This is a genomic window from Klebsiella sp. P1927, assembly GCF_018204675.1.
Classification (GTDB): domain Bacteria; phylum Pseudomonadota; class Gammaproteobacteria; order Enterobacterales; family Enterobacteriaceae; genus Klebsiella; species Klebsiella pneumoniae.
In genome coordinates this window covers 1,329,520-1,346,365 of record NZ_CP073377.1, presented here as the reverse complement: position 1 = coordinate 1,346,365, position 16,846 = coordinate 1,329,520, and the positions used below count along the sequence as shown (strand labels likewise).

The 16,846-nt window shown below is 58.5% G+C and carries 13 protein-coding genes; 3 read left to right on the top strand and 10 right to left on the bottom strand.

Annotated elements, in window-relative coordinates; genetic code table 11:
• The 3 genes from galS to folE all read right to left on the bottom strand — a co-directional run bounded on the left by galS (nucleotide 1) and on the right by folE (nucleotide 3,020).
• A complete protein-coding gene (gene galS / locus KB892_RS06835; RefSeq protein WP_002912919.1) occupies nucleotides 1–1,023 on the bottom strand; it encodes an HTH-type transcriptional regulator GalS in 1,023 nt (340 codons plus the stop codon).
• A gap of 155 nt (nucleotides 1,024–1,178) precedes the next feature.
• Nucleotides 1,179–2,336 carry a DUF418 domain-containing protein YeiB gene (gene yeiB, locus KB892_RS06830; RefSeq protein WP_004149106.1) on the bottom strand — a complete coding sequence of 386 codons (1,158 nt, stop codon included), beginning with the start codon at nucleotides 2,334–2,336 and terminating at the stop codon, nucleotides 1,179–1,181.
• 15 nt (nucleotides 2,337–2,351) lie between these two features.
• Nucleotides 2,352–3,020: a GTP cyclohydrolase I FolE gene (gene folE / locus KB892_RS06825; RefSeq protein WP_004184878.1), complete on the bottom strand. Its 669-nt coding sequence runs from the start codon at nucleotides 3,018–3,020 to the stop codon at nucleotides 2,352–2,354.
• A gap of 360 nt (nucleotides 3,021–3,380) precedes the next feature.
• Here folE and fghA point away from each other — a divergent pair, with 360 nt between their 5' ends.
• On the top strand, nucleotides 3,381–4,214 hold the full coding sequence (gene fghA / locus KB892_RS06820) for an S-formylglutathione hydrolase (RefSeq protein WP_004151123.1): 834 nt from the start codon (nucleotides 3,381–3,383) through the stop codon (nucleotides 4,212–4,214).
• 70 nt (nucleotides 4,215–4,284) lie between these two features.
• Here fghA and cirA read toward each other — a convergent pair whose 3' ends face one another.
• The 4 genes from cirA to yieE all read right to left on the bottom strand — a co-directional run bounded on the left by cirA (nucleotide 4,285) and on the right by yieE (nucleotide 10,719).
• The gene (cirA, locus tag KB892_RS06815) at nucleotides 4,285–6,258 is read right to left on the bottom strand and encodes a catecholate siderophore receptor CirA (protein WP_021463900.1); all 1,974 of its coding nucleotides are present in this window, start codon (nucleotides 6,256–6,258) and stop codon (nucleotides 4,285–4,287) included.
• Nucleotides 6,259–6,701: 443 nt separating this feature from the next.
• Nucleotides 6,702–8,065 (bottom strand): IS3-like element ISKpn1 family transposase gene (locus tag KB892_RS06810; protein ID WP_087794312.1). Its coding sequence is split into 2 segments (ribosomal slippage): nucleotides 6,702–7,597 and nucleotides 7,597–8,065, totalling 1,365 coding nucleotides; the frame shifts between segments, so codons are not numbered across the junction.
• Between the two features lie 139 nt (nucleotides 8,066–8,204).
• Nucleotides 8,205–9,674, bottom strand: coding sequence for an amino acid permease (locus KB892_RS06805; protein WP_002912929.1), 1,470 nt, complete (start codon nucleotides 9,672–9,674; stop codon nucleotides 8,205–8,207).
• Between the two features lie 178 nt (nucleotides 9,675–9,852).
• Nucleotides 9,853–10,719, bottom strand: coding sequence for a DNA-binding transcriptional regulator YeiE (gene yieE, locus KB892_RS06800; RefSeq protein ID WP_002912932.1), 867 nt, complete (start codon nucleotides 10,717–10,719; stop codon nucleotides 9,853–9,855).
• Between the two features lie 265 nt (nucleotides 10,720–10,984).
• On the opposite strand from yieE, the gene KB892_RS06795 reads away from it, so the two are divergent.
• Together KB892_RS06795 and nfo are read left to right on the top strand one after the other, a co-directional pair.
• Nucleotides 10,985–12,034 (top strand): YeiH family protein, encoded by a 1,050-nt coding sequence (locus KB892_RS06795; protein ID WP_002912935.1) that lies wholly within the window; start codon nucleotides 10,985–10,987, stop codon nucleotides 12,032–12,034.
• Between the two features lie 71 nt (nucleotides 12,035–12,105).
• Nucleotides 12,106–12,960 carry a deoxyribonuclease IV gene (gene nfo, locus KB892_RS06790; protein WP_002912937.1) on the top strand — a complete coding sequence of 285 codons (855 nt, stop codon included), beginning with the start codon at nucleotides 12,106–12,108 and terminating at the stop codon, nucleotides 12,958–12,960.
• Nucleotides 12,961–13,011: 51 nt separating this feature from the next.
• On the opposite strand, the gene fruA is transcribed toward nfo, so the two are convergent.
• From fruA to fruB, 3 genes are read right to left on the bottom strand one after another with little or no spacing between them, the layout of a single operon-like run.
• Nucleotides 13,012–14,706 (bottom strand): PTS fructose transporter subunit IIBC, encoded by a 1,695-nt coding sequence (gene fruA, locus KB892_RS06785; protein ID WP_002912939.1) that lies wholly within the window; start codon nucleotides 14,704–14,706, stop codon nucleotides 13,012–13,014.
• Nucleotides 14,707–14,722: 16 nt separating this feature from the next.
• Nucleotides 14,723–15,661 (bottom strand): 1-phosphofructokinase, encoded by a 939-nt coding sequence (gene fruK / locus KB892_RS06780; RefSeq protein WP_002912941.1) that lies wholly within the window; start codon nucleotides 15,659–15,661, stop codon nucleotides 14,723–14,725.
• Nucleotides 15,662–16,792, bottom strand: coding sequence for a fused PTS fructose transporter subunit IIA/HPr protein (fruB, locus tag KB892_RS06775; protein ID WP_002912947.1), 1,131 nt, complete (start codon nucleotides 16,790–16,792; stop codon nucleotides 15,662–15,664).
• Between the last annotated feature and the right edge of the window lie 54 nt (nucleotides 16,793–16,846).

Sequence of the window (16,846 nt, the reverse complement as noted above, 5' to 3'; positions counted from 1 at the left end):
TCAGTTAGTGATCGGCCCCACAGTTTGCCGCTGGGCAACGGAATGACGGCGCACCAGCGTCGGCATAAAGCAGTGCGTCGCCTCGCGATCCAGCTTGCCGGCCGCCCCCAGCAGCGCCAGCTCGGTGGCCAGCTTTGCCATCGACATTACCGGATAGCGCACGGTGGTGAGCTGAGGATCGGTGTAACGGGAAATAGGAATATCATCAAAGCCAATCAGCGACAGATGCTGCGGCACGACAATGCCGTTGTCCTTCAGCGTCGTCAGCGCGCCGGCCGCCATGCTGTCGTTATAGGCAAACACCGCGGTGAGGCCGAGATTGCGCCCCAGCAGTTCGACCATCGCCGCTTCACCGCCCTGCATATCCGGGGAGCCGGAACCGATCCAGCTGTCCGGGGCGATGATGCCTTGCTCCTGCAGCGCTTTGCTCCACCCTTCCCGGCGCATATCGTCATCTTCAATGCCGTGGTTTGAGGAGAGATAGCCGATGCGCTGGTGACCATGATTGAGCAGCATACGGGTGGCCATCAGCGCGCCGCTGACGTTGTCGAGTCCGACGCAGCGATGGGCATACCCCGGCACGATACGGTTGATCAGCACCATCCCCGGGATATGTTGCATAAAGTCGCTCAGTTCATCATCGCTCAGCGCTTTCGAATGGACGATCAGCGCCGAGCAGCGCTGACGGATCAGCACCTCGATGGCGTGACGCTCTTTTTCCGCCTCGTGATAGCTGTTGCCGATCAGCACATATTTCTGATGCTGCTGAGCAACGGTATCCACTGCTTTCACCAGCGCGCCGAAGAAGGCATCGGAGACGTCCATCACCACTACGCCGATGGTATCGCTGACCTGGGTGGCCAGCGCCTGGGCGTTGGCGTTGGGCCGGTAGCCCAGTTGGGTCACCGCTTTCATCACCACGTCGCGCGTATCCGGACTCACCAGCGCGCTGTTATTCAGCACCCGCGACACGGTGGCCACGGAAACGCCCGCCTGGCGGGCGACATCACGAATGGTGATCATACTCAGCGACCTTAAGAGAATTACAGCACGTCACATTCACCTCCTGTGCTTAGCAAGGAGGCTATTCTGGCAGCGACCCGCGGTCCGCTGCGTGAGTGAGGTCACACGACTGGAAACGTTTACATCCGTTTTGTTAATGATTGTGATCGAGATCGTTATCTGGATGTGTCTTTCAATGATGTGCCTGACGCACGCAGGGTTAACTGACGCCACAGCCATTCCACCGGCCCCTGGCGGAAGCGGCGCAGCCAGAGCGATGAGACAAGGAGGTTAACGGCCCAGATGGGGGGGACAAAGGCCAGCAGCTGCAGACGATCGAAGCGCATAAACAGCCCAAGATGATAAAACAGGGTGGTGCAGATCAGGGTCTGCAGCAGGTAGTTGGTCAGCGCCATGCGTCCGACGCAGGCGATAGCGCCCACCAGGCGGAAACGGCAGAGTTGCGGCCAGTAGCCCCAGGCCAGCGCGGCATAGCCGATAGCCTGCAGCGGGGCGCTAAGTTCGCGCGGCGCCTGCAGTAAAAACGCGCACCAGCGATAGTCCCATGCCAGATACCACTGGGCGAATATTGCCGGCAGATTGACCGCCATGCCGGCCGCCACCAGCAGCGCGCCGGTACGCCGGTAGTGACGCAGGCTAAACTGTCCCTTCAGCCAGCCGCTGCGCATCAGCGCCGCGCCCATCAGCATCATCCCCGCCAGCTGCCAGCCATACTGCGCGCCCAGCGCCAGCAGATTGTCAGATAGCATATCCGCCCGGTTGCTGACCGCCTCCATGCCACCGTGCAGCTTCCAGTACTGCTCATACTGCAGGTTCGCCGCGTCCGGCGCCCACGAGCGATTCGCCGCGGTCCCGGAGATCATCCCCAACAGGACCAGCACCGCAATGCCGGTGAGGTAGAGCACCACCCCGGTGTTGAACAGCGATTTGACATGGTGCGCCTCACGCACCATGCGCCAGCTCACCAGCCCCACCAGGGCATAGGCCAGCAGAATATCGCCATCCCAGAAAAAAAGACCGTGAATGAAACCGAGCAGCGCCAGCAGCGTCAGCCGCGACTGGATCCAGCGCTTCCCTCGCGGAAGCAATAGCTGAAGACCGGCGCCAAACAGCAGCGCGAACAGGGTGAGAAACTTCACCTGCGCCAGCAGGTCGAGGAGCGCCCAGGTCCAGGCATCGCTAAGGGACGCGCTTCCTGACCAGGCGGGATTGAGATAAGCGGCCTTCGGCAAGCCGAAGGCGCTGATATTGAGAAGCAGGATACCGAGGATGGCGACGCCGCGGACAAAGTCCAGCGTGACATTTCTCTCCATGCACCCTGCTCCGTTTTAGTCGTGGTGACGTACTGCGCGCAGGAATTCCTGGCGGGTATTCTGGCTGGATTTAAACAGGCCGCCGAGAGAGGTGGTGGTGGTGGCGCTGGTCGCGTCGCGAATGCCGCGCGCCTTCACGCAATAATGCACCGCGTCAATGGATACCGCCACGTTGTTGGTGCCGAGCAGCGTCTGCAGCGCGATCAGGATCTGCTGCGTCAGACGCTCCTGGACCTGCGGACGTTGGGCGAAGAACTGCACGATGCGGTTGATTTTCGACAGGCCGATCACCGAATCTTTCGGGATATAGGCTACCGTCGCTTTACCATCGATGGTAACGAAATGGTGTTCGCAGGTGCTGGTCAGGGTGATATCGCGCACGGTGACCATTTCATCGACCTTCATTTTGTTTTCAATGACGGTGATTTTCGGGAAGCGAGAATAATCCAGCCCGGAGAAGATCTCATCGACATACATTTTGGCGATGCGATGCGGGGTCTCCATCAGACTGTCATCACTCAGATCCAGATTCAGCAGTTGCATAATCTCGGTCATATGACCGGTAATCAAACGCTTGCGTGTTTCGTTATCAATTTCTTGTACTGGCGCACGCATCGGCGTCTCCAGCCCACGAGCGACCAGCGCTTCATGAACGAGGACGGCTTCTTTACTCAGTGATGACATTTATGTTTCTCCTGCAGGTGTGGCGCTCTTTGCTTTTTCTGGGGGCAAAGTTTGTATTCATTGTGCGTGAGGTGGCGCACAGAATCCAGTAGCCGTAACGATAATTATTGAAATTGGCGCTGCCTTTTATTAGGGAGCGAAGCCATGCCTCAGGCGCGACGCCAAATCCTTATCGCCGTATCCGGAATGTTCCAACCGCTGTACGCATTCATAAGCGCCGTCGCTACACCGGCATGTTGGCTATAAGTTGCATTAATGATGCAGTAAGTTCTCAAAAGGAGAAAGTGAAAGTTGCTCACCGGCTAATGAAATATCTGTATTATGAACGTTTACGCGCACATCCCTTCCGAGGAGCCTTGCATGGAACTGCTTGAAGAGCATCGCTGTTTTGACGGCCAGCAACAACGCTGGCGTCATCACTCCCCTGTCCTGAACTGCGCCATGACGTTCAGCATTTTTTTACCGCCTGAGCGCGAAACGCCGCCGCCGGTGCTGTACTGGCTGTCGGGGCTGACCTGTAACGATGAGAACTTTACCACCAAGGCGGGCGCCCAGCGCATTGCCGCCGAGCTGGGCATCGCGCTGGTGATGCCGGATACCAGCCCGCGCGGTGACGAGGCGGCCAACGACGACGGTTACGATCTCGGACAAGGCGCCGGCTTCTACCTGAACGCCACCGAGGCGCCCTGGGCGGCGCACTACCGAATGTACGATTACCTGCGTGACGAACTGCCCGCGCTTATTCGTAGCGAGTTTAGCGTCGGCGAACGCTGCGCCGTCAGCGGCCACTCGATGGGCGGCCACGGCGCGCTCATTATGGCGCTCAAAAATCCCGGCCGCTACGCCAGCGTCTCCGCCTTCGCGCCGATCGTCAATCCCTCCCAGGTCCCGTGGGGCAAGAAAGCGTTTACCGCCTATCTCGGCGCGGATGAATCGGCATGGCACTCCTGGGACAGCTGCGCGCTGATGCAGGCCAGCCGGCCGGAGGACGCCGTGCCGACGCTTATCGATCAGGGCGACAACGATCCATTCCTTGCCGGACAGCTGCAGCCGGCGGTACTGGCGGAGGTCGCGCGGCAGAAGGCCTGGCCGTTAACGCTGCGCATCCAGCCCGGTTACGACCACAGCTATTACTTCATTGCCTCGTTTATTGAAGACCATCTGCGCTTCCATGCGCAGCATCTCTTTGGCTAAACGCCAATGCGCCGCGAAGCTGCTTCGCGGCGCATGTTCAGGCCTACAGGACGCGTTTTAGCGCCGGCAATCAGAAGCGATAATCCACCGCCATAAAGTAGCGACGGCCTTCTTCGGTATAGCTGTAGTCGTCCCGGCTCAGATCTTTATCACCCACGTTCTGCACCCCGGAGCGCAGTTTCACGTTTTTGGTCACCTGCCATGCCGCGCCAACGTCAAACAGGGTGTAGCCGCCCGGCGTTTTGCCGGTGGCGCTCACCGCGCGCTGCTGGCCGGTATAGTTGGCCGTCACGTAGAAGGACCAATCGTCCAGCGGTTTCCAGTCGAGCGTGCCGTTGGCGGTATGGAACGGCAGCGTCTGCAGCGGTTTGTTGCCGCCATTGCTCAGATCGCGACCATCGTTGTAGGTGTAGTTCACCGTCAGCTTCCACTCATCGCCAAACGGGATCTTCACCTCCGTCTCCACCCCTTTGATGCGGGCTTTGTTGACGTTGAAATAGCGGAAGATCGGCACGCGCTTGCCGTTGACGGTTTTCCAGCCGACAAAGTTCGGGTAGCCCGGCGCTTCGCTGGCGCTGGAGGTGCGCAGAACATCGATCATGTCGTCGACATTATTCTGGAAGGTGGTGATGCTGCCTTCGACATTTTCAAGCCAGCCCTCTTCCCCGCGGTAGTAGAGACCGAGCTCGAAGCTTTCGCTGGTTTCCGGTTTCAGATCCGGGTTACCGACGATGCTGCACGAGCCGCGGCAGGAGTTGGTGGTCCAGTCGGGGTTAAGCTGCAGCAGCGACGGGGCTTTAAACGCCGTCGCCCAGCCGCCTTTGACGGTGACGGTATCGGTGGCGTTATACACCAGATAGGCGCGCGGGCTCCAGTGATCGCCATAGGTCTGATGGTCGTCCATACGAATGCCGGTGGTCAGCGCCAGCGGCTCGATGATGCGCCATTCGTCTTCGATAAACAGGGCGTACTGGCTGGCCGACGTTGACTGGCCGCCGCTGCTCAGGTTGACCGGATCTTTCAGTTTGTCGTGGCGCCATTCGCCGCCGAAGGTCACCAGCTGGTTAATCATGCCCAGCGGCAGGACATACTTGCCGTCGATGGCATTGCTTTCCGAGGTAATAGTCCCGCTCTGCCCTGGATTTTTGTTATCCACCTTTTCGCCGTAGAACTTGAGCTCGCTATTGCCGATATCCCAGCGGCCGTTATGGCTCAGAGAGTAGTTCTCCCGCTCAAGGCGGTTGCGGTCAAGGGAATCGGAATCGCGATCCTGACGGTCAAAGCCGTAGCCTGCGGTAAAATCGTGGTTTTCGTTCGGCGTCCAGGCGAATTCAACATTGCCATCGCGGCTGGTGAAGCCCTCGATGCGCGGCGTCTCGCCGGTGGCATTACTGGATGACTGCGGATCGTCCTTGGCGCGTTTTGCCAGGCTGCCGTAGGCCTTCATTCCAAGTACGCCGTCGATCAGCGGGCCGCTGGTGAAGAACTGGCCGTTATAGGTATCCCCGCGATCGCGGTGCTCCTGAATAGTGGTATCAGCACTCAGCGTCCCGGTCCATTTCTGGCCGATTTTTTTGGTAATAATGTTGACCACCCCACCGAGCGCATCGGAGCCGTAAAGGGAGGACATCGGGCCGCGCACCACTTCGATACGCTCAATAGCATCCACCGGGATCCAGTTAAGGTCGAAGTCATTGTGGCGGAAGACGGCGTTCCGCGAGTTAACGCGCTTGCCGTCGACCAGGATCAGGGTATAGCTGCTGCTCAGACCGCGGATGCTAACGCCCTTGCGGTTATCCCCTTCGTTGGTGAGCTGGACCCCAGGCACATCGCGCAGCACGTCTTTCAGGTTCTGAACAGGCTTGCGTTGTAAATCCTGTTGGGTGATGACGCTGATGCTCGCCGGCGCGTCTTTGACATTCTGTTCAGTGGCCGAGGCGGTCACCACCAGCGTTTCTTCATTCACATCGGCCAGAGCCGGAAACGCCAACGATACGACGGACGCAGACAATCCCGCCCGGATAAAAGGGTTTAACCTGAACATTCCAAATCTCCATGAGGTGTACAACCAAACAAACAACAAGGTGCTGCTCACACGCGCTGGCGGCTTGCCGCTCTGTCGGCGGCATGCTCGCGCTGTTTTCTCGTCGATGTGGCTGGTCGCCCGGTGTCAGTCTGTACAAGCGGCAGAGACGGGGAGTGGCTTCATCCGTAATGGGCGAAAATGATAAAGATAATGATTACGATTATCAATATAATTATGAAGAATTGTGACAAGCTGTAACCGCACAAACATAAAAAAAGCCCTCTGTTCAGAGGGCTTGCGGGTGATGACAAATCTGTCTTCGTTATTGTGCTCACATGTCTGCCGGGTGGCGGCTTCCGCCTTACCAGGCCTACGAAACATCGCAATATCAATCAGTTACGCGGTTATCTGTAGGCCCGCGCAAGCGCATGGACTGACCCCATAAAGTTGGATGGTTCATATTAAGCGGCTCTCAGAGCCTGGGTTCGGTACTCTACCGGACTCAGGCCTTTTAATTTCAGGCTTATCCGCTCGTTGTTGTAGTAATGGATATAGTCCTCTACGGCTTTTCTTAGCGCACTGACACTCCTGAACTCCCTCAGATAAAAACACTCCGATTTCAGGGTCCCGAAGAAGTTTTCCATCACTGCATTATCCAGGCAGTTTCCTTTACGCGACATACTCTGCGTCATCCCATGCGCCTTTAAACGTTCCTGATAGCTCCTCATCCTGTAATGCCAGCCCTGATCCGAGTGCAGCAGCGGAGCATCTCCCGGTCTGAGCTTCGGGAACGCACCGTCCAGCATCGTATTCACCATCTCCATCACCGGCCTTTCCGACAGGCTGTAGGCGATAACCTCCCGGTTAAACAGATCGAGAACTGACGACAGGTAAAGCTTTTTTCCCTGTACCGGGAACTCTGTCACATCTGTTACCCATTTTTCGTTGGCTTTTGACGCACCGAAGTTCCGGCTCAGGATATTGGGCGCGGCCTCGCCCGTTCTCCCTTTCCAGGCACGATATTTTTTCGCCCTTATCATAGACCGGAGTGACAGTTCTGCCATCAGCCGCTGCACTGTTTTATGGTTTATCCGCAGCCCCTGTTTTCTCAGTGCGAGCGTGATCCTGCGGTAGCCATAACGACCTTTGTGATAGTGGTATATCTTCCTGATGTTCTCTTTAAGACCCGCATACCTGTCCCCTTGCTTCAGTGCATTCATATTGTAATACCACGTGCTACGGGACATACCGGCCGCCCGCAGAAGGTCCCGCAGAGCGTGTTCATGCCTTAGTTCACTGATTATCAGGGCTTTTTGCCATTTTTTTCGCTCTGAACCAAGGCTTTCAACTTTTTTAGATAGGCATTCTCTGCCCGCAGATAACGCAGTTCGGCCCTGAGCTCTTCGGGGGAGAGTTTTTCCAGCTCTTTATCTGTCAGTGGTGGGATATTTTTTGGCTTTGTCATTTGTCCGGGCCGTCCGCATTGCATGTTTAAAAGACCTTCCGCTCCGGCATCGTTGTACACGTCGAGCCAGCGCCGGACAAGTATTTCTGCGGAGAGATTAAACCGGGCAGCCGCTTCACGCATCGTCAGGCGGTCACTGATAACCGCCCGGACGACCACGAGTTTAAATTCATCGGAATAATGATTATTTTTTGCAGTCAGGCCTTCTGCACCGTGGAACTGCCATGCCCTGACCCAGCGACGGACAGATGTTCTTTCAATACCAAAAAGGTCGGCTGTACTCTGTTCTCCGTCTTTACCGGACAAATAATGATTAACCACAGCCAGTTTTGTTTCAGGGGAATACTTTGGTTTAGCCATAAAATTGCACCTTACTCAGTTGGGTGTCCAACTTTTGGGGTGCAGTCCAGCAGCGCAGCCGGGCAATCCCTGAAGATTGCACTTTGCCAGCAATATAAAGCCCTCTTCACAGAGGGCTTTTATCGCACAATCGCGAAGATTAACGCTTAAAGCGGTCCGGGAAGGTCATTTCGCTGTAGCGAACAAAGCGGGTGCCTTTCGCCAGCTTGTAACCAAACCAGATAACGAGGAACAGCGGAATACCAATGTAGGTCGCCGCCACGCCGCCCCAGTCAATGGTGTCCTTGAGGAACGCTTCGTAGTTCTGTCCGAGAGTAATGATCAAGCACAGCACGAAGGCGAAGATCGGCCCCAGCGGGAAGAACCCGGAACGATACGGCAGATTATTAATATCGTTACCCTGCAGGACGTAGCCGCGACGGAAACGATAGTGGCTGATCGCAATACCCAGCCAGGCGATAAAGCCCGTCATCCCGGAGGTGTTCAGCAGCCACAGGTACACCGTCTGGTTGCCAAACATGGAAGTCAGGAAGCACAGCGCCGCGATCACGGTGGTCGCGTACAGCGCGTTACGCGGCACGCCGCCACGCGACAGCTTCGAGAAAATACGCGGCGCTTTACCGTCGCAGGCCAGGGTGTACAGCATACGCGTGGAGGCGTACATCCCGGAGTTACCCGCCGACAGCACGGCAGTCAGGATAACGGCGTTCATGATTGCCGCCGCCGACAGCAAACCAGCATGCTGGAACACCAGGGTGAACGGGCTGACGGAGATATCCTTCACATCGTTGCGCAGCAGACTCGGATCGGTATACGGAATGATCAGGCTGATAATCAGGATCGCGAAGACGTAAAACAGCAGGATACGCCAGAAGACCTGGCGCACCGCGCGCGGAATGTTCTTCTCCGGATTTTCAGATTCACCGGCAGCGATGCCGATAAGCTCGGTGCCCTGGAACGAGAAGCCGACAATCATCGCCACGCCAATCATCGCCGAGAAACCGCCGGCGAACGGCGCATCCGCGATCCCCCAGTTGCTCCAGCCGGCTGGCTGCGCCCCTTTGAAGATGCCGACAATCATCATCACGCCGACGATGATAAAGATAATGACGGTGGCTACCTTTATCAGCGAGAACCAGTATTCCGCCTCGCCAAAGCCGCGCACCGAGATCCAGTTCAGCAGGAACATGATGCCGAGGAATAAGGCGCTCCAGATCCAGCCCGGAGTGTCGGGGAACCAGTAGCTCATCACCAGCTGTGAGGCCACGAGGTCAACGGCGATCGTCACCGCCCAGTTGTACCAGTAGTTCCAGCCCAGCGCGAAGCCGAAGCCTTCTTCAACATAATTCTGCCCGTAGGTGGCGAAGGAACCGGATACCGGCATAAACGCCGCCAGCTCGCCGAGGCTGGTCATCAGGAAATAGACCATCAAACCGATCAGAATATAAGACAGCAGCGCCCCGCCGGGACCTGCTTGCGAAATGGTTGCGCCAGAGGCAACAAAAAGACCCGTACCGATGGAACCGCCGATGGCGATCATGGTCAAGTGGCGCGCCTTCAGTTCACGACGTAGCGTGGGCGCTTCTGTGGTTTTAGTTTCCGAAACCATGTGATAATGCTATCCATCCAAAAAATGAGGCGCGATTGTAGCAGACGATCGGGGTTCCATCCGGTACAAATGCAAAGTTATAAGAGAGCTTCATGATCGCCCGCAAATTATTAGTAAAGCACTAACCTGCGGAATTGCCAGCGAATTCCCCCCGTAATCAGGCGATAAAACCGGGCTGCTACACCTGGCAATAGTGCAGAAAACGTTGTAATGCTTTAGAAATATGCTTCTGCCGGTGATGGATCCGCCACAGCGTGCGCGTCAGCCGGGGCAATGGCACTTTCAGCTCCGCCAGCGTGCCCGAGGCAAGCTGTTCGGCAATCACCCGCCGCGATAGACAGCTGATGCCCAGGCCATGCCTGACCGCGTGCTTGATCGCCTCTGAATTACCCAGCTCCATGCCCAGATGAAACGCCGGCAGATGCGACAGCAGAACGTAATCGACAATCTCCCGGGTGCCGGAGCCATGCTCGCGCAGGATCCACGGCGCCTCAGCCAGTTGCTGCAGGGTCACCTCCCCCGCCAGCAGCGGTGAGTTGGGCGCGGCAAACACCACCAGTTCATCCTCCAGCCACGGCTCGGCAATAATATCGGCGGCATGGCACGGCCCCTCAATCAGGCCGAAATCCACCCGCAGGTCGGCGACGGCGTTGATGACGTCCAGGCTGTTGCCGACGCTCAGCTCGACCGGCAGATCCGGGAAGTCATGACGATAGCGGGCAATAATCTCCGGCATAATATAGTTGCCGATGGTGCTGCTGGCGTAGACTCGGATCGCCCCGTTATCGCCGCGAAACAGCTGCTCGATCTCCAGGGCCCGCTCCAGCAGCGCCAGCGCACGCGGGTACAGCAGCCGTCCATGCTCATTCACCACCAGTCGTTTACCGACGCGGTCAAACAGCTGCACGCCGAGCTGCCCTTCCAGATCGGTCAGCGCGGCGCTGACCGCGGATTGCGAAAGCGCCAGCATCTGTGACGCCTGAGTGGTCGACCCACTCTTGTGGACTTCGGCGAACACTTCCAGCTGCCGCAGCGTAATATGCATAACCCACCCGTTTAGTAATCCAACCTGAATAACCTTCCTTACTATGGTGACACAAATCGAGGCGGCTGACGGAAGGAAAATCCGCTTATATCACAAAATCATCGTCTTGCCGGCGAGACCGCCCCGCTTCTGCCTAACCCGCTCTCGCCCCGTTGTAACCGGCGAAGCGGCCATTAACCACTTATTACGATTGATTATAAACATATAATCAATTTTATATTTAATCCCGCGCGGCGTAACCTTTAGGCAGACAAAGGAGAAGGTTATGACAGCACTCACTTTACCCACCAAACATCGTTCCCTGTGGCATTTTGTCCCAGGCCTGGCGCTGACTGCCGCTCTGACCGGCGCCGCCCTGTGGGCCGGTAGTTTCCCGGCCATCGCCGGCGCAGGCTTTAGCGCCCTGACCCTCGCTATCCTGTTCGGGATGGTCGTCGGCAACACGGTCTACCCGAAAATCTGGCAGCCCTGCGACGGCGGGGTGATCTTCGCCAAGCAGCATCTGCTGCGCCTGGGGATCATCCTCTACGGCTTTCGCCTGACGTTCGCCCAGATTGCCGACGTCGGCGTGAGCGGTATTTTGATTGACGTTCTGACGCTCTCCAGTACCTTTTTTATCGCCTGCTTCCTTGGCCAGAAAGTGTTTGGTCTCGATAAACACACCAGCTGGCTGATCGGCGCCGGCAGCAGCATCTGCGGCGCGGCGGCCGTGCTCGCCACCGAGCCGGTGGTCAAAGCCGAAGCCAGTAAAGTGACGGTTGCCGTCGCCACAGTGGTTATCTTCGGTACCATCGCCATCTTCCTCTACCCGGCGATGTACCCGCTGCTGGCGCACTGGTTTACCCCGGAGACCTACGGGATCTATATGGGCTCCACCATGCATGAAGTGGCGCAGGTTGTTGCCGCCGGCCATGCGGTCAGCCCGGACGCGGAGAACGCGGCGGTTATCGCCAAAATGCTGCGCGTCATGATGCTGGCTCCGTTCCTGCTGTTCCTGGCGGCGCGTGTTAAACAGCTGACCCCGGCAGGCAACGGCGAGAAAAGCAAAATCACCATTCCGTGGTTCGCCATTATGTTCATCCTGGTGGCGGTGTTTAACTCCTTCCATCTGCTGCCGAAAGCCGTGGTGGATATGCTGGTGACGCTGGATACCGTCCTGCTGGCGATGGCAATGGCCGCCCTCGGGGTCACCACCCACGTCAGCGCGCTGAAAAAAGCCGGGGCGAAACCGCTGCTGATGGCGCTGATGCTGTTCGTCTGGTTGATTGTCGGCGGCGGGGTCATTAACGTCGCTATCCACAGCCTGATGGCATAAAGCACTACATCTTTCTCCAGTTAAGCCGCTATCATTACCCACCCCCCAGCGGCTTTAACTGGAGTTTTTTTATGAAATACGTAGGAGCGCACGTGAGCGCCTCAGGTGGACTGGCCAATGCCGCCATTCGCGCCGCCGAAATCGAAGCAACCGCCTTCGCCCTCTTCACCAAGAACCAGCGCCAGTGGCGCGCCGCGCCGCTCAGCGACGAGACCATCGCCGAATTCAAAGCCGCCTGTGAAAAGTATCACTTTGGCCCGGGGCAGATCCTGCCGCACGACAGCTACCTGATTAACCTTGGCCACCCGGTGGAAGAAGCGCTGGAAAAATCCCGTGATGCCTTCATTGATGAAATGACCCGCTGCCAGCAGCTGGGGCTGACGCTGCTCAACTTCCACCCCGGCAGCCATCTGCAGCAGATCCCGGAGGAGGAGTGCCTGGCGCGCATCGCCGAATCGATCAATATCGCGCTGGCGAAGACCGAAGGCGTTACTGCGGTGATCGAAAACACCGCTGGCCAGGGCAGCAACCTCGGCTTTAAGTTCGAGCACCTCGCGGCCATCATCGACGGCGTGGAAGATAAATCCCGCGTCGGCGTCTGCATTGATACCTGCCATGCTTTCGCCGCCGGCTACGACCTGCGCAGCGCCGAAGCCTGCGAAAAAACCTTCGCCGCCTTCGAACGCATCGTCGGTTTTCAGTATCTGCGCGGCATGCATCTCAACGATGCCAAGAGCGCCTTCGGCAGCCGGGTCGACCGTCACCACAGCCTGGGGGAAGGCAACATCGGCCACGATTGCTTCAGCTGGATCATGCAGGACAGCCGCTTCGACGGTATTCCGCTGATTCTTGAAACCATCAACCCGGATATCTGGGCGGAAGAGATTGCCTGGCTGCGGGCGCAGCAGATTGCCGAAGTGGCGTAAATAGAGACAAAAAAAGGGCCGAACAGTCGGCCCTTTTTTATTGCGGTAGGATTATGCCGCTTTTTCAACTTCCGCTGTTTGCGCCTCAGGGCGTTTCAGCACGGCGTAGGCAAGGCCCGCCACCAGCGTTCCGGCAACAATCGCCAGCAGGTAGCCCAGCACCGGCGTAATCGCCCCCGGGATCAGCAGAACAAACAGCCCGCCGTGCGGCGCCATCAGTTTCGCGCCGACCGCCATGGAGATAGCGCCGGTTACCGCGCCGCCGACGATACAGCACGGCAGAACGCGCATCGGGTCACGGGCGGCAAAAGGAATCGCCCCTTCCGAGATAAAGCACAGGCCAAGAACCAGCGCGGCTTTGCCCCCTTCCCGCTGCCCTTTGTCGAACTTATTGCGCGCTACCAGCGTCGCGATACCCATCGCCAGCGGTGGCACCATACCGGCCGCCATGATCGCCGCCATCGGCGCATAAGTCTGGGTACTCAGCAGGCCAACGCCAAAGGCATAGGCCGCTTTGTTTACCGGCCCGCCCATATCGGTACACATCATCGCGCCGAGGATCGCGCCCAGCAGAACCGCGTTGGCGGTGCCCATGGTTTGCAGCCAATGGGTCAGCCAGGCGAGGATACCGGCTACCGGTTTACCGATCAGATAGATCATTGCCAAACCCACGATCAGACTGGAGACCAGCGGAATGATCAGGATTGGCTTCAGGGCTTCCATACTCTGCGGCAGTTTCAGCTTCGTGCTGATGGCTTTCGCCACATAACCGGCAAGGAAACCAGCGATGATCCCGCCGATAAAGCCGGAGCCGCCGCTAACCGCCAGCATACCGCCGATAAGGCCCGGGGTCAGACCCGGACGGTCGGCAATGGAGAAGGCGATAAAGCCTGCCAGTACCGGCACCATCAGCGCGAAGGCCGAGCCGCCGCCGATCTGCATCAGCGCCGCCGCCAGGGTGTCTTTCACTTCAAACGCTTTGATCCCGAAGGCAAAGGAGAGCGCGATACACAGGCCCCCGGCCACTACCATCGGCAGCATATAGGAGACGCCGGTCAGCAGGTGGCGATAGGCGCCCGCCGACTCTTTTTTCCCTTCAGCAGCCGCCTGAGGTTTGCCGGATGGCTGGTACGGTTTGGCTTCCGCCACCGCTTTATCCAGCTCCTGGGCGGTTTTCTTCAGCGCCAGACCGGTGGTGGTGCGGTACATCGGCTTGCCGGCGAATTTCGCCAGGTCCACCTCGATATCGGCAGCGACGATCACCAGATCCGCCTCGGCCACCTCTTCCGGGGTGATGGCATTGCCCGCCCCAACGGAGCCGCGGGTCTCCACCTTCACCCACCAGCCGCGTTTTTTGGCTTCGGTTTCGATGGCTTCTGCCGCCATAAAGGTGTGGGCGACGCCGGTCGGACAGGCGGTGACCGCGACAATGCGTTTCTGCCCCTGAGCGGCGGCCGGAACGGCTACCGCCGCTGGCGCAACGTAGGGCTTAGCGTGGTCTTTCGCTTCTCCCAGGAACAGCTCCGGATGGGCGACAGCACGGTTAATATCGCCCAGGTAAACGTTTTTACCATTCAGCGCGCTATCGGCCGGCAGCGCGGTTCCCAGCACGATGGCCAGTTCGGCGTCATTCGGGTTATCAATCAGCTCAAGGTGCGCTTTCGGCGCCGCGGCACCCAGCAGGGTTTTCGCCATGTAGGCGCGCGCCTGTCCGAGTCCGGCATCAATAATCAGCAGCGTTTTCATTATGCCTCTCCTGCTGTCAATTAAAGGGTTGTAAGTCGACGCGCGCCATCATCGCGGCCAACTGGGTACGGTCGGTAATTCCTACATTGCTCTGGCTGACGGCCAGGGCAGCGACGGCGGTCGCCAGGCGCAGGGTATGCTCGCTGGATTCACGCATCAGCAGGCCGTAAATCAGGCCGCCGACCATCGAATCGCCGGCGCCAACGGTGCTGACTACTTCCACTGAAGGTGGTTTAGCAATCCACTCCCCAGAGGCGTTGACCCACAGCGCGCCCTCTTCGCCCAGGGAGATCACCACGTGGGCGATACCCTGCTCGCGCAGCGCATGGGCGGCGTCGATAACATCTTTCATCTCCGGCAGCTTGCGGCCAGCCCAGATTTCCAGTTCGCGACGGTTCGGTTTCACCAGCCACGGCGCCGCTTTTAGTCCGGCAACCAACGCTTCGCGGCTGCTGTCGAAAATGATGCATGGGCACTGACTGCGCAGACGGGTCATCCAGTCGGTGAAGGCTTCCGGGCTAACGCCGGACGGCAGGCTGCCGCTGACGCAGACCATATCGAACTGCCCGAGCCAGCTCAGGGAGTCGTTGACGAAGCGTTCCCAGTCGCCCGGGGTGACTTCAAAGCCGGAGAAGTTGAAATCGGTCACTTCGCCATCTTTTTCCGTCAGCTTAACGTTGATACGGGTCCGGCCCTGCACCACCTGGAAACGGTTGGCGATCCCCAGCTCACTGAACAGCTGCTGAAAGCCGTCCTGGTTGTCTTTACCCAGGAAACCGCCGACGGTGACGTCAATGCCCAGATCTTTCAGCACTTTCGCCACATTAATGCCTTTCCCGGCAGCGTGCAGGCCGGTGGTGCGCACCAGGTTCACTTCGCCGCGTTCAATCTCCGGGGTGAATCCCACCAGGTCGTATGCCGGGTTTAACGTAATCGTTGCTACACGTCTGCTCATTTATGCGCCCTCCCCAAGGCCTGCGGCGATCGCTTCGCCAATCGCATCCAGCGCTTGTTGCGCATCCTCACCCTGCGCGGTAAAACGCAGACGGTGACCTTTTTTCACACCCAGCGCCACAACCTTCATCAGGCTGCGACCGTTAGCCGGCTTGCCGGAACCGTCGAGATTGGTGACGGTGATGTCGCTGGAAAATTGTTTAATGGTGTTGACCAGCATGGTGCCCGGACGGGCATGCAGGCCGTGTTCATTGCGCACCACGAATTCGGCGCTCAGCACATCTTCGGCAATGGCGTCGTCGCTGGTCAGCAGCGCCAGCACGGTGGCGGCGTCGGCTTTCAGCAAATGTTCAGCTTTCTTGTCCAGCAGCAGCTTGCTCAGACGGTTCAGCACTGCGGTCGGCTGCTCGTCGGCCATCGCTACCGTGACCAGCAGGGAAACCGGCTGCTCGTCGCGGGTAAAGGCGTTAGCCGCGCGGCTGACCGCCACGGCGCTGCGCAAATTGCCTTCCGCACTGTCGTTCAGCCAGACGCCCTGACCGAGGTTCAGCGGCGTATCGTTAATGACGTGGCTAACGAAGGCGGCATCGACAGCGCCAACTTCTTTCAGACGCGCCGCGTTCAGCGCCTGCAAGGTCAGCAGATCGCTGGCCGCGACGTCGAGACTGAGGGTCTCGTTATCCAGTTTCAGCGCTTCGCTCTGCTTCTCTCCCATCAGCAGCGCGCGCAGCTCTTCCGCGGTGGTGGCGGACTGCAGCTGCGCGGCGACCGCGTCATCGCTCAGCACGTGGGTCAGCTGACGCAGCAGGCCGAGGTGTTCATCTGAGCTGGCGGCAATCCCGATCGCCACATAGGCGGTCTGCCCTTCACCCCAGGTGACGCCCTGCGGGAACTGAAACACCTGAACGCCGGTCTTCAGCACCTGGTCACGCGTATCCGTCGTGCCGTGCGGGATCGCGATCCCGTTGCCGAGGAAGGTCGAGGTCTGCTGCTCGCGCGCCAGCATGCCGTTCACGTAGCCATCGGCCACGTTGCCGGCGCTGACCAGCGCGGCGGCGACCTGCCGGATGGCCTCTTCTTTATTACCGGCCTGCTGGCCGGGATGAATATCCTGCACAGATAACTGGAACATGGTTCTCCTCTCCTGCTGAATTGAATCGTTTCAGCTAACTTGAGAAAAAAGGCG